The sequence below is a fragment of the Bradyrhizobium jicamae genome (genome assembly GCF_001440395.1).
In the GTDB taxonomy this organism is placed as follows: Bacteria; Pseudomonadota; Alphaproteobacteria; order Rhizobiales; family Xanthobacteraceae; genus Bradyrhizobium; species Bradyrhizobium jicamae.
In genome coordinates, this window is record NZ_LLXZ01000203.1 from 1 (window position 1) to 22567 (window position 22567).

Annotated in this window: 21 protein-coding genes and 1 pseudogene; 4 read left to right on the forward strand and 18 right to left on the reverse strand. The window is 61.0% G+C overall.

The genetic code is table 11. From position 1 onward, the window contains the following. From CQ12_RS42985 to CQ12_RS35110, 13 genes are all read right to left on the reverse strand, one after another. Positions 1–176, reverse strand: a 176-nt coding sequence (locus CQ12_RS42985) for a DUF2274 domain-containing protein (RefSeq protein WP_083519613.1), incomplete at its 3' end; no start/stop codon positions are given. A gap of 4 nt (positions 177–180) precedes the next feature. Further along, positions 181–1377, reverse strand: a complete 1197-nt coding sequence (locus tag CQ12_RS35060; protein WP_057839842.1) for a TraB/TrbI/VirB10 family type IV secretion system protein — start codon at positions 1375–1377, stop codon at positions 181–183. Further along, on the reverse strand, positions 1374–2309 hold the full coding sequence (trbG, locus tag CQ12_RS35065) for a P-type conjugative transfer protein TrbG (RefSeq protein WP_057839857.1): 936 nt from the start codon (positions 2307–2309) through the stop codon (positions 1374–1376). The genes CQ12_RS35060 and trbG overlap by 4 nt, the downstream gene beginning before the upstream one ends. Positions 2310–2353: 44 nt before the next feature. Further along, on the reverse strand, positions 2354–3037 hold the full coding sequence (gene trbF / locus CQ12_RS35070; protein WP_057839843.1) for a conjugal transfer protein TrbF: 684 nt from the start codon (positions 3035–3037) through the stop codon (positions 2354–2356). After that, on the reverse strand, positions 3037–4284 hold the full coding sequence (gene trbL / locus CQ12_RS35075) for a P-type conjugative transfer protein TrbL (RefSeq protein ID WP_057839844.1): 1248 nt from the start codon (positions 4282–4284) through the stop codon (positions 3037–3039). The genes trbF and trbL overlap by 1 nt, the downstream gene beginning before the upstream one ends. A 4-nt stretch (positions 4285–4288) precedes the next feature. Beyond that, positions 4289–4675: a putative entry exclusion protein TrbK-alt gene (gene trbK-alt / locus CQ12_RS47830; RefSeq protein ID WP_083519610.1), complete on the reverse strand. Its 387-nt coding sequence runs from the start codon at positions 4673–4675 to the stop codon at positions 4289–4291. Further along, positions 4672–5409 (reverse strand): P-type conjugative transfer protein TrbJ, encoded by a 738-nt coding sequence (trbJ, locus tag CQ12_RS35080; RefSeq protein WP_057839845.1) that lies wholly within the window; start codon positions 5407–5409, stop codon positions 4672–4674. Before trbJ ends, trbK-alt begins: the two co-directional genes overlap by 4 nt. Then, positions 5406–7847 carry a conjugal transfer protein TrbE gene (trbE, locus tag CQ12_RS35085; protein WP_057839846.1) on the reverse strand — a complete coding sequence of 814 codons (2442 nt, stop codon included), beginning with the start codon at positions 7845–7847 and terminating at the stop codon, positions 5406–5408. Before trbE ends, trbJ begins: the two co-directional genes overlap by 4 nt. A gap of 7 nt (positions 7848–7854) precedes the next feature. Continuing rightward, positions 7855–8118: a VirB3 family type IV secretion system protein gene (locus CQ12_RS35090; RefSeq protein WP_057839847.1), complete on the reverse strand. Its 264-nt coding sequence runs from the start codon at positions 8116–8118 to the stop codon at positions 7855–7857. Further along, complete coding sequence (locus CQ12_RS35095) at positions 8118–8414, reverse strand: TrbC/VirB2 family type IV secretion system protein (RefSeq protein ID WP_057839858.1); 297 nt, start codon at positions 8412–8414, stop codon at positions 8118–8120. Before CQ12_RS35095 ends, CQ12_RS35090 begins: the two co-directional genes overlap by 1 nt. 23 nt (positions 8415–8437) lie before the next feature. Then, positions 8438–9406: a P-type conjugative transfer ATPase TrbB gene (gene trbB / locus CQ12_RS35100; protein WP_198164336.1), complete on the reverse strand. Its 969-nt coding sequence runs from the start codon at positions 9404–9406 to the stop codon at positions 8438–8440. A 129-nt stretch (positions 9407–9535) separates the two neighbouring features. Then, positions 9536–9970, reverse strand: a complete 435-nt coding sequence (locus CQ12_RS35105; RefSeq protein ID WP_057839849.1) for a hypothetical protein — start codon at positions 9968–9970, stop codon at positions 9536–9538. A gap of 9 nt (positions 9971–9979) precedes the next feature. Beyond that, on the reverse strand, positions 9980–11974 hold the full coding sequence (locus tag CQ12_RS35110; protein ID WP_057839850.1) for a conjugal transfer protein TraG: 1995 nt from the start codon (positions 11972–11974) through the stop codon (positions 9980–9982). A gap of 366 nt (positions 11975–12340) precedes the next feature. Between CQ12_RS35110 and CQ12_RS35120 the strand changes: the two genes are divergently transcribed. After that, positions 12341–12733, forward strand: a complete 393-nt coding sequence (locus tag CQ12_RS35120; protein WP_057839852.1) for a GNAT family N-acetyltransferase — start codon at positions 12341–12343, stop codon at positions 12731–12733. Positions 12734–13161: 428 nt separating this feature from the next. Here CQ12_RS35120 and CQ12_RS35125 read toward each other — a convergent pair whose 3' ends face one another. Next, positions 13162–14127 (reverse strand): LysR family transcriptional regulator, encoded by a 966-nt coding sequence (locus CQ12_RS35125; RefSeq protein ID WP_057839853.1) that lies wholly within the window; start codon positions 14125–14127, stop codon positions 13162–13164. A 186-nt stretch (positions 14128–14313) separates the two neighbouring features. On the opposite strand from CQ12_RS35125, the gene CQ12_RS35130 reads away from it, so the two are divergent. Further along, positions 14314–16296 carry an alkaline phosphatase family protein gene (locus CQ12_RS35130; RefSeq protein ID WP_083519611.1) on the forward strand — a complete coding sequence of 661 codons (1983 nt, stop codon included), beginning with the start codon at positions 14314–14316 and terminating at the stop codon, positions 16294–16296. A gap of 460 nt (positions 16297–16756) precedes the next feature. On the opposite strand, the gene CQ12_RS44495 is transcribed toward CQ12_RS35130, so the two are convergent. After that, complete coding sequence (locus CQ12_RS44495; protein WP_157088669.1) at positions 16757–16981, reverse strand: DUF6894 family protein; 225 nt, start codon at positions 16979–16981, stop codon at positions 16757–16759. 428 nt (positions 16982–17409) lie between these two features. On the opposite strand from CQ12_RS44495, the pseudogene CQ12_RS35135 reads away from it, so the two are divergent. Then, a pseudogene (locus tag CQ12_RS35135) lies at positions 17410–17634 on the forward strand (hypothetical protein); the annotation flags it as partial. Positions 17635–17958: 324 nt separating this feature from the next. Then, entirely contained in the window at positions 17959–18186 is a 228-nt protein-coding gene (locus CQ12_RS47835) for a DUF6894 family protein (protein WP_430642297.1), read from the forward strand. A gap of 233 nt (positions 18187–18419) precedes the next feature. Here the strand turns inward: CQ12_RS47835 and CQ12_RS35140 are convergent, their stop codons facing one another. The 3 genes from CQ12_RS35140 to CQ12_RS35150 form a co-directional block, all read right to left on the reverse strand. Further along, on the reverse strand, positions 18420–19730 hold the full coding sequence (locus CQ12_RS35140; RefSeq protein WP_245310298.1) for an MFS transporter: 1311 nt from the start codon (positions 19728–19730) through the stop codon (positions 18420–18422). 130 nt (positions 19731–19860) lie between these two features. Continuing rightward, positions 19861–20442: a ribbon-helix-helix protein, CopG family gene (locus CQ12_RS44500; RefSeq protein WP_157088670.1), complete on the reverse strand. Its 582-nt coding sequence runs from the start codon at positions 20440–20442 to the stop codon at positions 19861–19863. Positions 20443–20711: 269 nt separating this feature from the next. Then, on the reverse strand, positions 20712–22466 hold the full coding sequence (locus CQ12_RS35150; protein ID WP_057839856.1) for a relaxase/mobilization nuclease domain-containing protein: 1755 nt from the start codon (positions 22464–22466) through the stop codon (positions 20712–20714). Positions 22467–22567 lie beyond the last annotated feature (101 nt).

Below are 22567 nucleotides of genomic sequence, written 5' to 3' on the forward strand. Positions count from 1 at the left end.
ATGAATCGCGCCAGCATTGGTGCGACCAGCTTTGCCGGATCCGAGATCGACTGCCCGGTTTCGCGGGCAAGCATGTCGGTGTAGGCCGCGAGGTCGCGATGGACATCGGCCGGCAGTTCCACGGTGAGCTTTACCGGCTTGTCATCGGGGATGGCGCCGAGCTTCAGCTTTGCCATCTTTTCAGCCTTTGTATGGTTCGAGCACGAGGTCGCGATTGACGATTACCCGCACCGGAAAACCCGGCCGGATTGTCAGGGTCGGCTGGATGTTGAGGTTGCGCCGAACGATCTGCTGACCAGTCTGGTTCAGGGAATCCCCTGCCCCACGGCGAAGGGCCTGCAGAATAGCGCTGTTTCCGTTGCCAGCATCCGAGCCGGACCCAAGTTCGGCTCCGACACCAAGCAAAGTCGACAGCAACGCTGCCTTGAACAGCTCGCCCCAGTGAAGATCGACCTCGTCGTGAAGCCCAGCATAGCCTGCGGTATCGGCTCCCGGCTTACGCTCGAGGACGATTGATCGGCCGTTCGGCATGATCAGGCGGGTCCAGACCATGAGCACGCGTGACTGTCCATGTGTAACGTGGCTATCGTAGATTCCTATCAGCCGCGCACCCTGGGGCACCAACAAAGTTTGGCCGGACAGCGTATCAAATAGCTGTTCGGTCACATGCGCCATGATCTGTCCGGGCAGATCGGATCTGATGCCCGTAATAAGTGCCGCCGAAATCACAGACCCTGCCTGGACGACATAACGGGAGGCTGGCTTCGCCACACGGTCAGGGCTCGTGGTCCGCCGATCAACGGCAGCGCTAACAAAAGCGAGCTTGCGGTCCTGTCCATTCTGGGCAAACGCCTCATCGGACGTTGATGCGGCATTTGAGGTCGTCTCGGCAGGTGTCGCTGCAGCCGGTGGCCGAACATTCGTTGACGCAAATACTTTGCTGGTGCGCGCGGCCTCGCTTTCCTGGCTCATCCGCTGTTGCTCGGGATCGACGGCAAGCGAGCCGGATTGGGACTGGGCTGCAACAATGGGACGGCCGAGATCGCCGGGCAATGGCGATCCGAGGCGAGGCACGTCGCGCGGAATACCGGTATAGTCGCGCGGCAGCCCGGCAAGGCCGTCGGCCACATTGTGGTGATCGGTGCTGTACAGCTCTTCGGAAGCTGGACCACGCGTGCGATTCTGCTGCAGGGCCCACAGCACGGCGCCGGAAACAAGAACGAGCGCGAGTGCCGTGCCTCCAGCCAATACCTTACGCGACAGACGAGTCACGGGCGGACGTTCTGGACGCAGGCGCAGTGAGCTGGCTATCTCCGCAGCACTCTTCGGCGAGGTAGAACCAGGACCACCGGCGCCAGTCGTTTGGTTATCAGTCACGACGGCCTCCCGTCGCTTCTGATGATTCGGACCTTTTGCTGAGAGTCGCCACCCAGCCGCAGCTCGGCCGCGGCAAACAGCCGATCGACGATCAGCACGTTACGATAGGTTCGGTAGTTGACGATCTCGGAATTGCCGTCCGGACCGATGACAAAAAGGGGCGGCATTTCTCCCTGAACGATGCCGGGTGAGAACTCGATATAGACCTTGCGGCCATCGTCATAGACGCCGACCGGCCGCCAAGGCGGATTGTCGCCCTCGAGGGTGTAGCGATAGCGCTGCTGAGAAGGCTCGGGGAGAACTGGCGTCGGGGAAACAGCTCGGGCACGGCCGGGCATGTCCTCGGGGTAGAACCAGGCTACTGATGGCATGTAAGGTTTCTCACGCGAGCGCAGCTCGATGAGATAGGTGCGCCGGTCGGTGTTGACCACGAGGTTGGTCTCAATCGAAGGCCGCGTCGGCTTGACCATGATGTGGACACGTCTGGTATCGCCGCTTCCGCTTTCGGTGTCGCCAACGACCCAGCGCACGGTGTCGCCAGCCGATACCGGCCCCGAACCGGTAAGCTGCTCCCCGGGCTCCAGCGCGATATCGGTGATCTGTCCGGGGCTCGCGTAGATCTGATAGAGGGCGCCGGGACTAAAAGGGAAGACCTGCACAGCATTGAAGTAGCCGGCGCTACGCGGCTCGACGCGCGCAGCGTCATTGGCGGTCTCGATCCGCGCAATGGGCTCCTTTGCCTCCACGTTTCCCTTCTTGCCTCCCTTCGCCGGCGTCCAGGACGGCGGAACGTGAAGGGATCGCGGACGATCCTCCGCCAGCGACGGCGGACTGGGAAGTGGCGGGATATCGTCGTCGTAGCTGATCTGCGGCGGTTTGGAGGTGGCACAGCCGCTGAGCGCAAACATGCAAGCAAACAGAAGCGGGCGCATGACCTTGCGCACACTCGGGCGAGCGACTCCAGGACTCTTCACATTCACTGCCCAAGCTCCTTCGACCAGTTGATGGCGTTGACATAGACCCCGAGAGGATTTTTGCGCAGACGATCGGCATCGCGCGGAGTTTCGATCACGATGGTGAGGATGGCGGTCCAGCGCTCGGTAGCGGTAAGCTGCCCATTGTCGTAGCGGCGCTCGGACCAGGCGACGCGAAAGCTCTCCGGCGAAGCACGGATGACGCTGGATATTTCCACTGCGATCTGCAGCTTGCCGAGTTTGGCAAAGGGATCGTTGACGCGGGCGTGGTCATTGAGAGCGGCGGCGCCACGATCGGTCGTAAAGTCGTAGGCACGCAGCCAGTCCTGACGCAACACGATGGCATCAGCCGACAGCCCGCGCACATTCTCGATGAAGCGCGCCAAATGAAAGGCAATCTGCGGATCGGTCGGCTGATAGAAGGGATTGGCTGGGCTGACCGCCTCTGCCCGGCCGAGACGATCGACCTCAATGACCCAGGGCGTAACGCTTCCCTGTGTGGATTGCCAGACGAGACCTGATGCAAGTCCTGCCGACAAGATCAGAGAACCAAAGGCTATAAGTCGCCAGTTTTTGGCCTGCACCCGCGCCGAGCCGATGCGCTCGTCCCACACTTGCGCCGCTTTCTGATAGGGCGTTACGGGCGCGGGCGTGCGGCCATAGTGAACGGATGGTCGTTTGAACATCACTTCCCTCCTTCGGAGAGATCAACGGAGGCGCCTCCTCCACCATGGTCGGCAGTGCGAACGACGTTGGTGGCGGTCGACACCCCCTGGCTCATGGTCTGCATGCGCTTCATGCGTCTGGCCGAGCTGGACTGACCGTCCGGACGTGAGGAACTTGCCGATGGCTGGGCTGCGCCGGCTTCACCTACTGCAGTGCCGCCGGTTGAAGCCGAGCCGCTTGCAGCCGCGGCGCGACGAAGCGGGCTCGTCATCGCGGACGCGGCGACATCCGCGACGCCGGGCAAACCACCAGCCCTGAACGCCCCGCTCGCGCTACCCGCTAGCGCCGCAGTCCCGCGCGACGCGCCGGCGAGTGCACCGACGCTTCCGGCAGCGAGACCCGCTCCGGCCACCACGACCCCGCCGGCAGCTAACCCCGTGCCCGCGGCGGCTCCGGCGCCAAGTTGCGGACCGCCGGACACGATGCCATTGGCGATGCCGGGCCCAAAGATTCCCAGGCCCAGCAGCGCTAACGCGGCGAGCACCAGGGCCATGGCATCTTCAATGCCGACCTGTGCGCCGGCCGAGCTAACGGTAAACTGTGAGAACAACGACGAGCCGATGCCGACGATCACGGCGAGCACCATGACTTTGACGCCTGACGAGATGACGTTGCCGAGCACGCGTTCGGCGGCGAAGGCCGTCTTGCCGAACAGCCCAAACGGAATCAGGATGAAGCCCGCGAGGGTCGTCAGCTTGAATTCAACCAGGGTGACAAAAAGCTGGATTGCCAAGATGAAGAAGGCGAGCAGCACGATCACCCAGGCGAACAGCAGAACCACGATCTGGATGAAATTCTCGAAGAAGCTGACATAGCCCATCAAGCCCGAGATTGAGTCCAGGATCGGCCTCCCCGCATCGATGCCGACCTGCGCTATCCGCCCGGGGCGCAGAAAATCCGCCGAGGACAAACCATTTCCTGAGGCTCTCAAACCGAGACCGGCAAAGCTCTCGAAAACGATGCGGGCGAGGTTGTTCCAGTTGCCGATCAGGTAAGCGAACACGCCGACAAAGAGCGTCTTCCTCACGAGGCGAGCGATGATGTCCTCGTCGGTACCCCAGGCCCAGAACAGAGCAGCCAGCGTGACATCGATCGCGGCAAGTGTGGTTGCGAGGAAGGCGACTTCGTTGCCAAGCAACCCAAAGCCAGAGTCGATATAGCGGGTAAACGTTTCCAGGAATCGGTCGATGACGCCGGTGCCACCCATGGAATCACTCGCGTCCGGGTGCTGCAACGGGCGGCCAGCCCTGGGGGAGACGATCGGGATGCTTGGGCTGCGCCAACGACGGTGTCGGGCTGCCTGGTTGAGCATCGGCGGAAGTAACGCCCGGTGTTTTCTTTGATCCAAGGAAGCGACGGCGGTTCTCCGCCCAAATTAGACGACACTCCTGGAGTTCTGCAACCTGCTCGGAGGTGACCTTCCGGCAGCGTTCGAGCTCGGCGCCAAGCGGATTGGTTGCGCGAGATGCCGACGATCCAGTTGGCGGATCGTCATTGGTGCCGCGGAGCTCGATTGTGCAAGCTGCAATTAAGAAGACGAAGACGACAGCCGCCGCGGTCACAAACATTCCACGCCTGAATCCACCTCGCCAGCTCATTGATGAAACATCCGAACTGTCGAAGGCTGGTAGCCTCCACCGGGTGCAAGAAAGCGACGAAGCTGCTCCCTGCCCTGGTCCTGGGCGGCGGTACGCTGGGCCGTTTCGAGATTTTGTGCCCGTCCCTGCGCGGCAACTGCTGCCGTAAGGTCGGCGAGCTGCTGCGCCTGCAGACCAAGGAGCTGATTGCCAGCCTGACTGGCCTGCAGCGCGCCGGTCGCGCCCTGGCTTGAGCTAACGAGGGCCGACATCTCCTTTCGGTGGGTGTCGAGATTGCCGACCACGGTCGCTTGAACGCGTAAAGCGTCTTGCAAGCCCGCTACAGAATTCTGCCAGCGTGCTTGCGCATTCGCGATCAGCGCTTGATCTGACTCCTTCGTCGAGACCGGCGCATAGGTCGTCGAGAACGCTTGATCGACCTGCTTGACATCGTAGGCAATACGCTGGGCCTGGGCGAGCAGCTGTTGGGTTCTCTGAATCGACCGCTCGAGCTGCTGCAACGAGGAATATGGTAGGGTGGCGAGATTTTTGGCCTGGTTGATCAGCATCTGCGCTTGGTTGTGCAGCGAGGTGATCTGGTTGTTGATCTGCTGCAGCTCGCGCGCGGCCGTGAGCACGTTTTGTGCGTAATTGTTGGGATCGAACACGATCAGTTGGGCCGACGCGGGCGAAACTGCGCATGCGACGGCAATGGTAATGGCGCTCGCGGCGGCGAGGTACGGGAGGCGCTTCATGACAAGCCTTCCTGCTTGATGAGACCAGGAATGAGATCGGCGGCCCAACCTAACCCGCGCGCGGAGAGCCAACCGGTGACAAAATCATCACGGCCATGCTCGGCTAGCACGCGCCCGATCATTGCCTGATCGGACTTTGACGAAGCCGCGGTGAAGGCGAGCGCGAATTCTTCTAGACCCAGCTCGAACAGCCGATTGCCGCGCCGTGACTGGCAGTAGTAGTCGCGCTTGGGCGTGGCGCGTGCGAGGATCTCGATCTGGCGGTCGTTGAGACCGAAGCGCTGATAGATCGCCGAGATCTGCGGCTCGATCGCGCGCTCGTTCGGCAGGAACAGCCGCGTCGGGCAGCTCTCGATAATCGCAGGCGCAATCGCGGACCCGTTGATATCCGAGAGCGACTGGGTGGCAAAGATGACGGAAGCGTTCTTCTTCCGCAATGTCTTCAGCCATTCGCGGATCTGCCCCGCAAACCCTGCGTCATCGAGCGCAAGCCAACCTTCATCGATGATGAGCAGCGTCGGCCTTCCGTCGAGCTGGCCTTCGATTCGATGGAAGAGATAGGCGAGCACCGCCGGTGCGGCTCCGGTGCCGATCAGGCCTTCGGTCTCGAACACCTGGACCGAAGCCGAACCGAGTTGCTCCGCTTCGGCATCGAGCAGCCGCCCAAAGGGGCCACCGAGGCAGTAGGGTTGAAGAGCCCTTTTCAGGCCCTGGGACTGCAGCAGCACGGACAAACCGGTCAGCGTACGTTCGCCCCCGGGTGCCGAAGCCAGCGAAGACAGCGCCGACCAAAGATGGTTCTTGGCTTCTGGCGTCATGTCGATCTTTTCGCGGGCGAGAATGGCTGCGATCCATTCCGCCGCCCAGCCGCGCTCGGCCGCATCGTCGATCACGGCAAGCGGCTGCAACGCGACCGGTTCGGAGGCGCTGTCGGACAGCGCACCGCCGAGATCGTGCCAATCTCCCTTCATCGCAAGCGCCGCGGCCCGGATCGAGCCGCCGAAATCGAAAGCAAAAACCTGGGAGCCGGCATACCGCCGGAACTGCAGCGCCATCAGCGCGAGCAGCACGGATTTGCCCGCACCGGTCGGACCGACCACCAGCGTATGTCCGACGTCCCCGACGTGGAGAGAGAACCGGAACGGCGTTGATCCTTCCGTCCGCGCAAAGAATAGTGGCGGCGCACCGAGATGGACGTCCCTCGCCGGCCCGGCCCAAACCGCGGACAACGGGATCATATGGGCGATGTTCAGAGTCGAGACTGGGGGCTGGCGGACGTTGGCATAGACGTGGCCCGGCAACGAGCCCAGCCAGGCATCGACCGCGTTGACCGTTTCCGCCATGGAGGTGAAGTCGCGTCCCTGAATGATCTTCTCGACCAAGCGCAACCGTTCATCCGCGATGCGCGGATTCTCGTCCCAGACTGTAATCGTTGCGGTGACGAAGGCTTCGCCGACCAGGTCCGAACCCAGTTCCTGCAACGCGGCATCGGCGTCGATGGCCTTGTTGCTGGCATCGGTGTCGATCAGGGACGACGCTTCGTTGGTCATCACCTCCTTAAGGATTGCGGCAACGGATTTCCGCTTGGCAAACCACTGCCGCCTGATCCTGGTCAAAAGTTTCGTTGCGTCAGCCTTGTCGAGCATGATCGCCCGGGTTGACCAGCGATAGGGAAACGCCAACCGATTGAGGTCGTCCAGGATCCCCGGCGTGGTCGCGCTTGGGAATCCGACAATCGTAAGCACGCGCAGGTGTTGGACGCCAAGCATCGGCTCGAGGCCGCCGGTCAACGGCTGATCGGCCAGCAACGCGTCGAGGTACATGGGAATCTCGGGGACACGGACGCGATGGCACTTGGTCGAGACGCAAGCGTGCAAATAGGTCAGGGTCGCGCCGTCATCGAGCCATCGGCACTCCGGCATGAACCCTTCGACCAGCTGCAGCACGCGGTCGGTTCGGTCGACAAAGCCGCGCAATACCTCATGGGCGTCAGCAGCCGCACCGCGCTCCCGCCCCTCAAAAAGGAGACCCTCGGCGCGCGCCGCGTCCTCGGCCGGCGGCAAATACAGGAAAGTGAGGAAATAGGCCGACTCATAGTGAGCCCCCTCTTCCTCGAATTGGGCCCGGCGCTCGGCATCGACCAGGGCGGATGCCACATCTGGACAACTGCTCGGTGGATAGGCGTTCGAAGGATATCGCTGCGCCTCAACGAACACCGCCCAGCCAGATCCGAGGCGACGCAGTGCATTATTGAGCCGGCCGGCAACCGCAACAAGTTCTGCTGGAACGGAGGAATCAAGATCGGGCCCGCGAAAGCGCGCGGTCCTCTGAAACGATCCATCCTTGTTGAGGATGATACCTTCGTCGACCAGTGCGGCCCATGGCAGGAAATCCGCAAGATGTGTAGTGGAGCGGCGGTATTCGGCAAGGTTCATCATTGGTTGCTCACACATTCAGATGGGTTGGGATGCGCAGATGGCGTCTTGCAGTCTCGACAAAGAGCGGATCGCGCTTCGTGGCCCAGACGGCAGTGGCATGACCGATTGCCCAGATCAGGAGGCCCGCGATCCACAGCCGCAGGCCGAGGCCGAGCGCAGCGGCCACGGTGCCGTTGACGATGGCGATCGCACGCGGCGCGCCGCCGAGCAGGATCGGTTCGGTCAGCGCGCGGTGCACCGGAATTGCAAAACCTTCAACCGGCCCGTCCATCAGATCAGCACTCCTCCGCCGAATGAGAAGAATGCCAGGAAGAAGCTCGAGGCTGCGAACGCGATCGACAGACCGAAAACGATCTGGATCAGGCGCCGAAAACCGCCCGAAGTGTCGCCGAAGGCGAGCGTAAGGCCCGTGATGATGATGATGATCACGGCCAGAATCTTGGCGACGGGCCCCTCGACCGACTGCAGGATCTGGTTAAGCGGCTGCTCCCACGGCATGTTAGAGCCTGCGGCCTCTGCAGTGGACGAGATCGCCACGGAGCTGAGCGCTACCGCAACAGCTATCATCCCGCTTCTTAACGTGACGCCGTTCATGATGGGTCTCCTGCGGGTGAAATGAGGTAGTCGCCCTCGGTCGTCAGGCCATCGACACGCGCGAGTTCTGTCAGCCGACGGTCTGCGCCGCGGCCGGAGAGAACGGCAATCACATCGATGGTCTCCGCGATCAGCGCGCGTGGCACAGTGATGACGGCTTCCTGGATAAGCTGTTCGAGGCGGCGAAGGGCGCCAAGCGCCGTGCCGGCGTGAATGGTGCCGACACCACCGGGGTGGCCGGTGCCCCAGGCCTTGAGAAGGTCGAGCGCCTCGGCCCCTCGCACCTCACCGATCGGGATTCGGTCGGGGCGTAGCCGGAGCGAGGAGCGCACGAGGTCGGACAGCGAGGCGACACCATCCTTGGTGCGCAGCGCCACGAGGTTAGCCGACTTGCATTGGAGTTCGCGCGTATCCTCGATCAGCACGACGCGATCTGCAGTTTTTGCAATCTCGGCCAGCAGCGCATTGGTCAGCGTGGTCTTGCCGGTCGAAGTACCGCCGGCCACGAGGATGTTTTGACGGTCCCGGACAGCGTTCCGCAGCCCTTCAGCCTGAGCAACTGTCAGGATGCCGGCGGCGACATAGTCGTCGAGCGTGAAGACAGCCACCGCCGGCTTGCGAATGGCAAAGGCCGGAGCGGTCACCACGGGCGGCAGCAACCCCTCAAAACGCTCTCCCGTCTCGGGCAACTCGGCCGAGACGCGGGGACTTGCCGGATGAACCTCAGCGCCGACGTGATGGGCAACGAGCCGCACGATGCGCTCGCCGTCGGCTGCGGCGAGACGCTCGCCGGTATCTGTCATGCCTCCCGACAACCGATCGACCCAGAGCCGGCCATCGGGATTGAGCATGACCTCGACGATCCCAGCGTCTTCGAGCCAGGCCGCTATCGCGGGTCCAAGCGCGGTGCGCAGCATGCGTGCACCACGCGAGACCGCTTCGGACTGAAAGGAATGGACTGCCACGCTTGCCCCCAAGGTCGCCGAGATATGAGCTCGGCGGTGGGGATCAGTAGAAAAGGCAGGTTACGCGCTCGTGCAACAAGCTGAAATCAGGCGGCGTGCCGTGGCGTAGCAAAAGAAAAGATGGCGGGATCACTTACGAGGAACGGTTGGCGACGTTTGCGCCGGATCGATGTCGAGCGAGATCTCCTGGGCCAGGGTCTGGCCCCTGGCCAGCCGGCGCCCAAGGGCTTCGACAAACCCCTCGTACCGTTCCCGGCCCTTGGCCTGCGCAGCGGAGTGCGCCGTATCAGGCAGCGGCGGCGTTGCCGTCAGCCAGAACCGCACGAACAAGGCCAACGCTTCATTTGAGATCGTGATATGACGCTCCAGCCGCTCGAGGTGCCGGGTCAGCCGGTCAAGGCGACGGCCGAGCGCCGCCTCCATCCGCTCCGAATTATCCGGCGACAGGAATGAGGCCAGCGCAGTTTCGACGATGAGCGCCTGAGGTACTCTCTTGCGGTTGGCGTGATCGGCGAGCTGGCCCGCAAGGTCCGGAGGCAAACGAAACGTGTGCTTGGTTCGCATTATCTCATCCTAGAGGTCGAGGCCGTCGCCTGGATCCATCGCGGCCTGACGCGCCAGACCGGGAACGTTCATGCGCAGCACACGCGCCCGTACGGCGTCACTGTCGCCCTCATCTTCCGTGAAGTCGAACTCCCGTGGAGGCTTTAGGGCCTCCGGCGCGATATTTTCATGCTCGGGAAGCTCCGGCTCGCGGCGAATGCCCGAATTTGCGGTAGATTGCCGAGCACCCGACACGCTTACCGGCTCGGCAACATTTGAATCCTGCGGAGCTGGCTGCCGGCTCCAATCGTCTGTCGCTACCCTACCGTCGCGGTCGAGGGAGCTTGAGTTTGGCGGTGGTAGCACGCGCTCAGTCAAACGTGGATCCTCAAAATACCTCGCCTTCTTGGCGCGGATCGGTGCCACTCCGGAAACCAGCACCAGCTCGTCCTCGGGCGCAAGCTGCATCACCTCGCCGGGCGTTAGCAATGGCCGCGCGGTCTCCTGTCGCGAAACCATGAGATGGCCGAGCCACGGACTAAGCCTGTGACCGGCATAGTTCTTCATCGCCCTTAATTCCGTGGCAGTCCCAAGCGCATCCGAAACCCGCCTGGCGGTACGCTCGTCATTGGTCGCAAATGAAACGCGCACATGACAATTATCGAGGATCGCGTTGTTCGGCCCGTATGCTCTTTCGATCTGATTGAGCGACTGCGCAATAAGGAAACTCTTGAGCCCATAGCCCGCCATGAAGGCGAGCGCCGACTCAAAGAAATCAAGCCTTCCCAGCGCCGGAAGCTCGTCGAGCATGAGCAGCAATCGATGCCGGCGGCCCCTGGCCTGGAGTTCCTCGGTGAGACGACGACCGATCTGGTTGAGGATCAACCGCACCAGCGGCTTGGTGCGGCTGATGTCGGATGGAGGTACAACGAGATAGAGCGTCGTCGGCCGATCGTCTTCAACGAGATCGCGGATGCACCAATCACAGCGGCGCGTCACAAAGGCAACAACAGGGTCGCGGTAGAGGCCGAGGAAAGACATCGCGGTCGAAAGCACGCCGGACCGTTCGTTCTCGCTCTTGTTCAATAGCTCTCTCGCCGCGGACGCGATCACTGGATGGGTCCCGGCTTCACCGAGATGCCGCGTGGTCATCATCGCGCGGAGCGCGGTTTCGATCGGACGTTTGGGGTCGGACAGAAAACTCGCGACCCCAGCAAGCGTCTTGTCCTGCTCCGCATACAGAACGTGAAGGATGGCTCCAACGAGTAAGGCGTGGCTGGTCTTCTCCCAATGATTGCGCCGTTCAAGCGAACCTTCGGGATCGACCAGCACGTCGGCGACGTTTTGAACGTCCCGAACCTCCCATTCCCCTCGCCTTACTTCCAAGAGCGGATTGTAGGCCGCACTCTCAGAGTTGGTTGGATCAAACAACAGGACCCGGCCGTGACGGGAACGAAAGCCTGACGTCAGCGTCCAGTTTTCGCCCTTGATGTCATGGACAATACAACTCTCGGGCCAAGTCAGGAGCGTCGGTACCACCAGCCCCACGCCTTTCCCGGATCTGGTCGGCGCGAAGCACAGCACATGTTCGGGTCCATCATGTCGTAGATATTGTCTGTCGATACGCCCGAGGATCACGCCGTCTGCCCCGGCGAGGCCCGCACCTCGAATGTCAGTCAGGTCCGCCCAACGCGCAGAGCCGTATGTGGCCGCCGTCTCCGCCTCCCGAGCCCGCCAGACCGACATCGCAAAAGCAACGACGATCGACATGATTCCGCCGGAGGCCGCGACGCATGCCCCTTCGACGAACACTCCAGGTGCATAGGCATCATAGGCGTACCACCACCAGAAGAATGCCGGGGGAAGATAGATGGGAACGCCCGGCGCGAGCTCAAACCAGGGGTGTCCGAGTTGTGGCTGATAGCCGAGACGCCACGCCGTCCATTGTGTCGCGGTCCACATCGTGATGAGCACGACGGTCAAGACGCAGGCGATCTGGCCCCAAAGTATTCTGGTCGCGGACATGGCATCGAATATCAAATGAGTCCGTAATCCTCAGACAAGCCATCCTGCCGGTTGCGCGTATTTTCGGATATCCAGGCGAGCAGATTGGTGCGTCAGTCGCCGACCGTGGTAGAAATCGCAGCCCGCACGTATCGCGAAAGACGTGAAAGCAGACTTAGCCCTGGCATCGGACGAGATAGTTGTCCCCTGTCGCCTGCCGGTGGCCTGGGACGCAGCGCTTAGCTTCCTTGCGGTCGGCAGATTGATCGGGCGGCTCCAACAGACTGGCGGCCTGAAGCAAAGCTCGCCGATAACCGAAGAGCTGATGTCGGCTTCACTTCCAACGGCAGACATGTGACGACCGCATCGGGTTGTTCGTCTCGTGTTATGAATGACATTGCAGCTCGTCTGAAAGTTCAAGATGTCACCAACAAGGTGGCAATACTAACGTCTTGGATGCTCGCCATGACACTTCAAATAGAACCGCGGCACGGCCTCTCTCCGAATGAACTCGACGCAATTGAAGATCGCCTCTACGACCACAATAGTCGTGCAACCGGACGCCATGATGGTCGGGGCTTGGGCTTTGTGATCCGCGACAATGCGGAACAGATTGTCAGCGTCGCCGCTGGCTATACGTGGCCGGGCTTTTCTGAACTTCAGCAGATGTGGATCGATGAGGCATATCGAGGACGCGGTTACGCACTCGCTCGAATAAGTGCTTTCGTCGAGGAGTTGTGCAGTCAAAGGCGTTCGCCGGCTTTGGGTAGCGAGCTATGACTTTCAAGCCCAAGAATGTATGAAAAGGCAGGCTTCAAGCGTGTGGCCGAGTTTGAGGGCTGGCGAGGGCCACGTCAACGTAGTCCCCGCAAAACACTTTAGTGTTGGGAAGACTGATCGCCCTATCTCCGGTCAAGGTCAATCGCGTCACGTTGGCCGTCTGCGCACTATTTCGGGCATCCTGTGAACGGACGTGGTCGGGTGGCATGTCTCAAAAGTGCCACCAACAGACTCGTCCATGCGGAATTCCGATCATCTCGACAGCAATAACGTATTCGGAACGGCGAGCGCCTTGGCACTCGATAGCAGAATGCGCTCGGGAGCCTCAGCCTACTTCATCATCATTGGTTATGGTGCTCTCGCGCTAAGCCTCATCGGCGGCCGCCTTCCCAGATGGTTCCGGTCACAGTTCGATACCGGCCTGTCGCTCAATCCCTCGATCGACGTGATGTGCCAGAGCAGATAGCGTGCTTGGCCGCTACCTTGACGACGGGCCGCGTAATCGGCAGGACCTCGCGCATATACGCGGCGAGCGCCGCGCAAAAGTTCTGAGCATAGCCCGGCAGGGGACGCCGCTTGTCCCACTGGATGACGTACCGGTCACGCAGCGGTTTACGTCGGTGGGTGATTCGAACGATTTTTAGCCGGTAGCGATCGGTCCGCAGCACCGACGGAATGATGGCCACTCCCTGCCCGGCTTCGGCGAGCGCGAGCAATGTGTGCGGCGCGCGACTCTCGAGCAGAATATTGGGCTCGATGTCGCCAACACGACAGGTCGCGTTGAACAGCCGCCGAACCGAATAACCGGAGTCCAGCAGCAGCAATGGATGGTTTGCAAGCGAAACGATATCAACCATGCCGTCGCGGCCAAGCTGGAGCGATGGGCAGCAGGCGGCCAAGACATCATCGGACGGCAATGCGAGGCTCTCGAACCAGGGGTTCACGCCCTGATCATGCCTGATGCCGATATGAACCTCGCCGCGTTCCAGCAGCGGCACCTGATCCAAGCCAAGAGCTTCCGTCAATTTCACGCGGACGTTGGGGAAGTTTTTGGCATATCGCGGCAAAAATCGCGACAGGACGCTCTCGATCGTCTGCGGCGGTGCAGCGAGCTTAAGCACGCCAGAGTCTCCCCGCTTGAGCAACTCGATGCGTTCGCTGAGCGACCCGATTTGACCTAATACCCCGCGACAATCTGCGAGCAGTTGCTCGCCTCGGGTGGTCAGGAAAAGCCGACGACCGATACGGTCGAAAAGCTTGAACCCACATTCGTATTCGAGATCGCTGATCTGCCGCGACAAGGCAGACTGGCTTATGCGCAGACGCAGCCCCGCCTTCGACACCGTGCCGAGGTCGGCAACCGCGACGAACGTCCGCAGGCGTTTCAGGTCCATCCTGCTTATCTCCGAAATGCATAAGGAATAGCTCAATTATGTATTGGACGCCACGGGAGGCGCGCCCATAGCCTATCGGAATACGCGTGAAACCGATGGGTCTCCAGCCGAATTCAGCCGGCGGACCGTCCATCCGGGCCTGGAGTTCGGGCGGTCGTCACTGCTTCCAATTGAAGGAGGCGAACCATGAAAACACGTCTGCTCATTTATGTAAGTGCTCTCCCTCTCATGCTGCTCGGGATGACGGGAGACCTGCGGGCGCAGCCGCAGGAGACGGGGGCGGCCGCGCGGCGCGTGATCATCTTCGTGTGGGACGGGCTTCGCGCCGACGACCTTACTCCAGAAATCACGCCAAACTACCTCGCGCTGGCTCGATCGGGTGTCGTCTTTGCGGACCACCACGCCGTCTATCCGACCTTCACGATGATGAATTCCGCCTCCATCGCTACCGGCACCTATCCGGGCGTGCACGGGTTCTACGGCAACGTGGTGTATGCGCCGTCCGCGAAGGGGAAGAACGCGAAGGGAGTCGAAATTGATTTTTCTGCGCCGGCGTTCATCGAGGATTTCGGCGTAGTCGAAGCCGTGCGGGACGCCTACCAGGGCAGGCTCACGCTCGTTTCGACGATGCTGCAGACCGCGCAGGGCAAAGGTATGACGACGGCGGCGATTGGCAAGTTCGGCGCCGCCTTCATTCAGGACTACAAGCGCGGCGGGATCGTCCTCGACGAGGACGCGGCGATGCCGCTCTCGTTCGCAGAGGAACTGCAGCAGGCCCGTTATCCGCTGCCGCGCAACAGCGTCAATGCCTACGAGGCGGGCGCTTTGACTCTCGCGAAAGACAATGGCGATCCAACCGGGCCCATACCGATTGCGCGCCTCAAGGATGGACAAACCAGCGATCCGCTCGACCGCAGCGGCGCGCTGTCCCGGCGCGGCTTCGCGTACCTGACCGACGTCTTCGTGAATTACATCCTGCCCAACAAGAAGCCGGACCTGACGATCTTCTGGTCGAAAGAACCGGATGCGACGAGTCACGCCTACGGGCCCGGCACGTACAACTCGATCGACGCGACCCGGATGAATGACGAGATTTTGGGGCGGATCGTCGAAAAGGTCCGCCAGCTCGGCTGGGAAGATTCGACCGACATCATCATCACCCAGGACCACAATCACAGCACCGTGTCCGGCGACTTTGTGCATTATCCGCTGCGAGCCATCGTCGATCGCGGCGTCGGGGCGCCCGATCAGCATGGCTACTCTGTATCAGGCTTCGTACGGACCGCCGAACTGCTGACCCGCGACGGGCTGAAGGCCTTTGACGGAGCGGGCTGTCGCAACATACCGATCCTGTCCGGCATTACGGCCGGCGGGACCCACCTTTACCCGGGCAAAGACGACCAGCACGGGAACGTGTGTGGCCGCGCGCAAAAATACACTTCGCCGAGCTACCTAGTGCCGAGGCCCGTTCCCGCTGGGGCCATCGTGGTCGCCGCGAACGCTGGCAGCGATTATATGTTCGTGCCGGACGGCAACATCGATACGGTTAAGACCGCGGTGACCAGCCTGCAAAGCCGCATGCAGTTCGGCGCGATGTTCGTGAGCGACAGGTACGGCGAGATCGCGGGAACACTGCCTATGAGCCTCATAAAGACCGAGAGCAGCGCAAACGGCCGCGCGCCGGACATCATCGTCAGCTTCAGCTTCGACGAGAGCGTGGCCGTGGCGGGCAAGTCTGGCGTGAGCTACGCCAGTTCGATCAACCGCAGAGGTGATCACGGCAGCTTCTCGCCCACTGACACGCATATTTCGTTGATGGCCAGCGGCCCGGCTTTCAAATCCGGCCTTCACGATCCACTGCCGACGGCGAACGTGGACATCGCGCCAACGGTCGCGCGTATCCTGAATTTCAGCATGCCGGACGCTCAGGGACGCGTGCTCGATGAAGCGTTGCAGGGCGGCCCGCCGATCACCGAATACACCGTGGTGAATAAGACGCACCGGTCCTCGATCCGCGCTGGATTGACCGTGAAGCTGCCGACTGACCAGGATGGCCTGACTGTCGATCCCAAGCTGACCAGATATTCGGTTGAATTGCAGACCAAGATCCTCGGTCGAGGTGGCGCGAGCTATACCTACTTCGATCAGGCCAGAGCCGTCCGCGATTGAATTTTGGTCGACCCCTATATACTCGGTCAGATCCTGCGTCCGACCGAGACCCGTCCACCTTCCGACGTCTGATCCGCAATTGGCACGATGGCTGCAGTTCCTCCGTCCCACTATCGGTCGACCCGGCGACAGATGACGCACGTTCATCAAACAAAGAGTCGGCGTACCGGCTGCAATGTGTCTGCACGCAAACTCTTGCCCGGGCGGTTCGCCTGATTTTTGGTCAGATCGCAATTTAGCGATCAGGGCCGGCGGGACGTAGATCCCCGACCGAGCGAGCGCAAGATAAGCGGCGCGAGGTGCGCCGCGCCGAAGCTCGCATGGCTTCTGTTGCTACCGCCTTGTAGGTCGTGGGCGTAGCGCCGCGCCGCAGTTCGTGCATGACGAGCCCTCGCGCAAAAACGGCGGGTTTTGGCGTTCCCATTTTTTGTACCGAAAGTCGGGCCAACTAGCAGTGTCTTCAGGAAGAAGCATCCGTCGGTTTGACGAAAATCCGCTTGAGTTCACGGTCATCTTCATCGATGACGGCGACGGCGAAACCCCGGTATTGATCTCCATCTTGTGCAAGTTCAGCAGCGATTTTGGCTCCATGGGCGGCTGCATCTTGCGACGAGTCGAAGCATAGACCGTTGTCATCCCGGTATTCACGGTCGCCATCCACGACATGAAAAAAATAGCGGCTCATCTCACATCCGGAGCGGTGGGCTTGTCTTTCCATTAGCGCATCATGTTGGCGGGCTGTTCGGGGGGGGGGCACAGGTGTTCCAGCAACTTGCTGATCTTGCGCGAGCAAAGGATCCTGGCCTTCACAATCCATGCATTGCGGCCCCGCATACCCGTTCCGAGCGCGAGCCTCATGGGCTTGTGGCATTTCGGGCAGATCGGGGGTGTTGAGGCATTCATGGCACAGGTGGACCGGACATTTTCGGCAACGATGTTCGCTAGCGTACTCCCCCAGAATCCCAGCTGTAAATAAGTAAATTGTTGATATTATTACATCTTTTGCTAATTTTTGGATTTTTTGGTACTCAAAGGAACCTTGGGTAAGTGAGTGAATTGTGTATTTTACTAACTTCGCATTAGCTGGTGAAAATACTCTTCTTGGAGGACGCCATGAACGGTCTCCGCGCTGAGCGATTGCAGATCATGCTTTCGCCGGAAGAACTATCGGCGATTGACGACTTCAGATTCCAGCATCGTATGCCAACCCGAACCGCCGCTGTTCGCGAGTTGCTTAAATTGGGCCTCACGGCGCATGCGACCACTGGTAATGGCATGAAATCCAGCAACTACGGGGTGTTTAGTCGAGGACCTAGCGGTCATCAGGATGGCAACGCTACCGGCGTACCCAGCGAAGGGGTTCGCACTGATTGGGCTTGCGCCCGTCGCGTCGATGTCCGCGTTGGGGTCATGAACGAACGTTACGCGGCGCTTGCCTTTGGGTAGGTCTGACGAGCAGTCAGAGTATCGGTGTTTCAGCACCTCGGGGCTAATTAAGGTTACCTGACAATGTCGGCTACCTGACAGAAATCCGCTCCCGCGAAGGTTGTCATTGTTTTGCCAAAGTATTCCAGAATTTTTCAAAGCAACCTTTCGCGATTTAGCTCCGTTGGTCCTAGCGCAATAACTCGGCTGGCACATCAAACTCCCGGCCCAAAACATATGCCGCTATTCTTTTTTCATCAGCATGTGAATGGAAGGTCGGAACGGGACCGGAGAGGGCGTCGATTTCCGAGTGTAGATGATGCGCGCGTCTACGCCGTCCAACGTATATCTGCCATTCTCCGGAAAACTGTCTCCTCTACGACCGACACTTACCTCGCCACTGAGGTATCTGATGGCGAGCACACTCTCTGTGTAGTGAGAGCGAAAGTGATCATCCAGCGATAGGACACTATTCGGGCGGCACGCTTGCGCGTGAATTTCTACTTGCGGATTTCGCGGCGGCCCTTGGGGCCGCTTCCCCTTCTCTGTCGGTGACAGCTTCATCTGTCGGTCGCTGCATTTGCTTCGCGCCGAACGGACCTGCTCAGGATGACCCGTCATGTCTTAAGCGCATCGGTCCTAGCATTCCCGTCGTTCCTGGCACGTCATACAAAGGCAAACCGCCACGCTCACGCGGCTCAGACTTTCGGCGCCGTTGTTTTCTTATCGCGTGCTCTCGCGATCCTGCAGAAAACGCCGCCTACCCCCAAGTTCGATATGCGTGCAGCGGCTTGAGAGAATGCATCAAGTTCGTTCCGCTCGCCTCGTCGCGTCAGAATCCAAGTTAGCACAAACCAGACTCCAGCTACGATCTGAAGCCCTACGTTGAAAGCAAACGCAGTCTGGTAAGCTATCTCAGGATAGTGTCCATTTGTGGGAGCCCAGAGTTGAACCAATAACCCCGTCATATATTGCACGACAAACGCGCCGCCTATGTGGAAGACATTCAGCGCTGCATTGGCCCTGCCAGCCAGTTCCTTTGGGAAATACTCGGCCAGGATCGCATAACTGAGGACAGTTCCGGCACCGACGGCCGCCACGACGATCCACGGGACATACGACGGGAGCGGCAATCGCAAGATCAATGCCAGTTGAGCCGCGATGAACACCGTGGCGACAAGGCCCAACAGAGGCCGCGGTCCCATCCCACGTCGGCGCGCCCGATCGACCGCAATGCCCCACAGAAGCCCGCCCAAACTCAATGCGATGGCCATGATGAGCAAATGCCAGAGTAATACTGAGCGGTCGACACGCTCGACATCGCTGAGCCATGGCGCCGCCCACAGTCCCTGCAACGCCCATGCTGTCCCGATACAGGTAGCTGAAAGTGGAGCGAGGCGCCAGAAGCGTGGATCGGCATAAACCGTCTTTAGACTATTAGGGGCTGGTCCGCCCGCCACCGATATACGTGCTGGCATCTCTGGGACAGCAAGATAGATGATCAGAGCGCACCCGGCCGACACAATCGCGAGCAGCGCAAACAATGCTCGCCAGCCCACCGAGACCAGCAGGAATTCCGCAGGCAAAGTTGCCGTCAGCGCGCCCAGGGCTCCCAGCATAATCATCAGGCCGTTGAGCAGTGGGATACGTTCGCTGGGAAACCACAGCACGAGGGCTTTCAGGGCGGCGGTTAATGACGCGGCGACACCAAGACCAATCAGTGCCCGGCCGCCGAGGAGCAGCCAAAAATTATCCGAGACGGCAAATAGCGCTGCACCCACAGCCGCGGCAACCATCACGGCACCCTGGATCAAGCCCGGACCATATCGGTCCAACAGGATGCCGATCGGGATCTGAGCAGCCGCGAAGGTCAGGTAGTACACAGACGTCAGTAGACCAAGATCGCCAGCGCCGAGGCCAAATTCCGCAGTCAAGGAGCCGGCGACCGTCGCGTTGATAGTCCGGAACAGAAATGAGAGATAGTAAGCGGCAACGAACGGCAGGAACACCCGCAGAACCAGGCGCCAATTTTCTGTCAAACCGCCGGCAAGTCGGCGTCGAGTCGCATGGCTGGACGGTCGCGACCGTAGCTGCTGTTCGACCGATCCTTGGTCAGCAACTGCCTGCCTTGCAACGGGTCTAGTGCAGAGGCAGTCCTGCCTTTCCTGGAAAGTTGAACAGGCTGCCGCCCTCCCGGACGGCAGTGGAATGCTCTAATTCGATGCCGACCGTGTTTGATGTGCGGAAATCTGGCTCATGGGTTGAGGAGCACCTTTCCGACGTTCCCTCGCACGGGCCACGCGAATGAGCCTCGCGTTTCGGTGTGCTGAGCCGGTCCATCGTCTCCTGCATGAGCGATGTTCCCAACCGAACGCGTCGCCCGACCTGCGCGGCAAATTCGTCGAAACGCTCGGACCCAAGTACGCAGGCAGCACGTTGGTCCGCTGCGGGAAGCACTGGCGTTACGGCGAGATGGAAGCGCGCCTGAAGGGCCACAGTCTCATTAACGATTCTAAGACCGCGATCGAGCTCTTCAAGTTGGCGGCTCATAAGGGAAAGGCGACGGTCTACCGGGATGTTGTCGGTTTCATCATCCGAACCGAGGAACTGAGCGAGGGCGGCCTCAACGAGCGCTGATTTGGTGGCGCCGGGATGCTTGGCAGCTGCCGCTAGCCGCGCGGCCATCTGCTCGGAGAGGTAGACGCCAATTCTGGGCTTCATCGTTGGACCTTTTGAAGAACGTTTTTCCTGCAGTGCGCCCTCTGAAGCAGAGCGATGATGCCGGCCGACTTCACCCGACGCACTGAACGTTGGCTATCAAAGGGACTGCTTGCGGCTCTAAGCAACCGCTCAATCGCAACCATCGTGTGTTCGGATAGATTGGCGTACAAAAGCCGATCGAGATTGCATGGTATCTGACCGGCAGCGCGAAGTGCGATTGCAACCGAGCGCCTCGTCCGCTGGCGCGGAAGTGCTGGGCAGCCTACCAATCAGATTCCCAAGCCAACTTTCCTTCCAAAACTCCAGATCACCCCGCCTCCACGTGCCGCGACCCCGGATACCTGTCGATCGAGATGCTGCTCCAATGCTGGCCGCCAGGGGACGAGTTGAAACCCAAGTCCATCGTCGATCATGGCAAACCGGCCTGATGCCAGCGTTACGCGCTGACGATAGACGCCCACAACGCGTTCGCCTTCCGACGCAGGACCGTGGACTAGTCCCGTCTCGGCCGAGAGCCTTGCGACCGCTGCGTCGAGTTCCCGCCGTCGCAGCGTATTGAGTAGATCGCGGGCAAGGATGGCCCTTGCTCCCTGCCGGCGCGCGAGGCCCTCGCCTGCGAGATAGTCAACCCTACGCTCCATGGCTTCGCGCACTTCGGATCCGAAACCGCCGTTCGCGACGACCACATCCCGCGCGAGTAACTGCCGGTCAATCCAGGTCGCGCCCGGCGCCGTTACCTGGGCTTCGATATTGAGATCGGACCGCGTGGCGAGCGAGAGCCGCTTGCGGCCCTGAGCATCATCGTAGCTCCGCGCCTCCACGATCGCCCCGGGCGCAGCATCGCCGGTCATTTCGATATCGGTGAACCTGAGATGATGCGTTCGTCCATCGATCCCCTCGACGACGGCGTAAGCCGAGCCCTTCAGTTCGTCATGCAGTCCGCGCTCGATTAGACGGCCGAGCACCCTATCTGCCGGCTCTTCGCCGTGCACGGCAAAGCCGGATACGTCCGGCTCGCGGCCGTAGCCGCTCATCGCCCGATGCATGGTTTTGATGATGTCGCCACGAACTGAGAGATCACGCAGCTTGTCTTCGATACCGGGTTTGAGGGTCCAGCAGCCCGGTGCAATCTGCTCGGCAAGACCGAAGCGCTCCAGTTTGGTAGCCCGGCTGATCATCAGGCGGCGGAGTTCGACGTCTTCGCCTGATGCACTGGGACGAAGGTCCGCCACGCCAGCGCCCTCGTCGGCCGCAATACGCAACGCCCGATCGAGGCTCGTCCAACGTTCCGCCTCCACCTCTCTTTCCAGGGCAGAACGGATTTCCTGCTCGCTGCGCGGGCCGAGCTCCAGCGTGACGCGCTCGGCGGCCCGATCCCGAAACCCGCGGCTGATGTAATCCCGGCTGATAACCAGATCCTGGCCGTCCTCTGCGCGGCCGCGGATCAGAACATGGATGTGCGGATTGTCCGTGTTCCAATGGTCGACCGCGATCCAGTCCAGTTTAGTTCCAAGATCCCGGGCCACGTCGGTTATCAGCTCGCGCGTGAAGGCGCGGAGATCGCCGATCTCGGCGGCATCTTCCGGAGAAATGATAAATCGAAAATGATGTCGGTCATCCTTGCAACGCTCGGCGAACGCACTCGCATCCGCTGTATCCGACGCCGCATCGAACATCCGCGCGTCGGCGCCGTCCCGCGTCACGCCCTCTCGCTTCAAATAGGTGATGTGCTTGGACAGCGGTGCCGACCGAAAGCGGCTGCCGTGGTGGCGGACCACGCGTGCCTTCATCACCACGCGTCGCGAGGTCGAGCGGAGGGACAAGGAGAGCGCGGCACGCCGGCCTCGTCCGAAGCGAGACCGGCTGGCGCCGCCCTTACCGCGCCCGAAACCGTCGCCGATATGCCCGGCCCTCTTGGCCGCTCGCATGACCTGGCCAACAAAGCTCTTCGGACGTGAGGGACTACGTCCGCCGTCGCGGATGCGGCCCGGCCGAACACGAAGATCATTGTCGTGCTGGCTCACGATCGCCTCACTGCAAGCTTGCGCAGGCCGACGGCTCTCGCTGCGTTGATTTCCCTGGCGATTTGGAATGAGGTGACGGCTTGATCATTCCGGTTGCCTCT

Bases quoted from the DNA above. Each gene is read 5' to 3' on its own strand.
- CQ12_RS35130 (WP_083519611.1), top strand. From the start codon at position 14,314: ATGAAAACACGTCTGCTCATTTATGTAAGTGCTCTCCCTCTCATGCTG.
- CQ12_RS35110 (WP_057839850.1), bottom strand. From the start codon at position 11,974: ATGTCCGCGACCAGAATACTTTGGGGCCAGATCGCCTGCGTCTTGACC.
- CQ12_RS44495 (WP_157088669.1), bottom strand. From the start codon at position 16,981: ATGAGCCGCTATTTTTTTCATGTCGTGGATGGCGACCGTGAATACCGG.
- trbE (WP_057839846.1), bottom strand. From the start codon at position 7,847: ATGATGAACCTTGCCGAATACCGCCGCTCCACTACACATCTTGCGGAT.
- trbK-alt (WP_083519610.1), bottom strand. From the start codon at position 4,675: ATGAGCTGGCGAGGTGGATTCAGGCGTGGAATGTTTGTGACCGCGGCG.
- CQ12_RS35125 (WP_057839853.1), bottom strand. From the start codon at position 14,127: ATGGACCTGAAACGCCTGCGGACGTTCGTCGCGGTTGCCGACCTCGGC.
- CQ12_RS35095 (WP_057839858.1), bottom strand. From the start codon at position 8,414: ATGATAGCTGTTGCGGTAGCGCTCAGCTCCGTGGCGATCTCGTCCACT.
- CQ12_RS47835 (WP_430642297.1), top strand. From the start codon at position 17,959: ATGCCGCTATTCTTTTTTCATCAGCATGTGAATGGAAGGTCGGAACGG.
- trbG (WP_057839857.1), bottom strand. From the start codon at position 2,309: ATGCGCCCGCTTCTGTTTGCTTGCATGTTTGCGCTCAGCGGCTGTGCC.
- trbL (WP_057839844.1), bottom strand. From the start codon at position 4,284: ATGGGTGGCACCGGCGTCATCGACCGATTCCTGGAAACGTTTACCCGC.
- CQ12_RS44500 (WP_157088670.1), bottom strand. From the start codon at position 20,442: ATGAAGCCCAGAATTGGCGTCTACCTCTCCGAGCAGATGGCCGCGCGG.
- CQ12_RS35105 (WP_057839849.1), bottom strand. From the start codon at position 9,970: ATGCGAACCAAGCACACGTTTCGTTTGCCTCCGGACCTTGCGGGCCAG.
- CQ12_RS35120 (WP_057839852.1), top strand. From the start codon at position 12,341: ATGAATGACATTGCAGCTCGTCTGAAAGTTCAAGATGTCACCAACAAG.
- trbJ (WP_057839845.1), bottom strand. From the start codon at position 5,409: ATGAAGCGCCTCCCGTACCTCGCCGCCGCGAGCGCCATTACCATTGCC.
- CQ12_RS35090 (WP_057839847.1), bottom strand. From the start codon at position 8,118: ATGGACGGGCCGGTTGAAGGTTTTGCAATTCCGGTGCACCGCGCGCTG.
- trbF (WP_057839843.1), bottom strand. From the start codon at position 3,037: ATGTTCAAACGACCATCCGTTCACTATGGCCGCACGCCCGCGCCCGTA.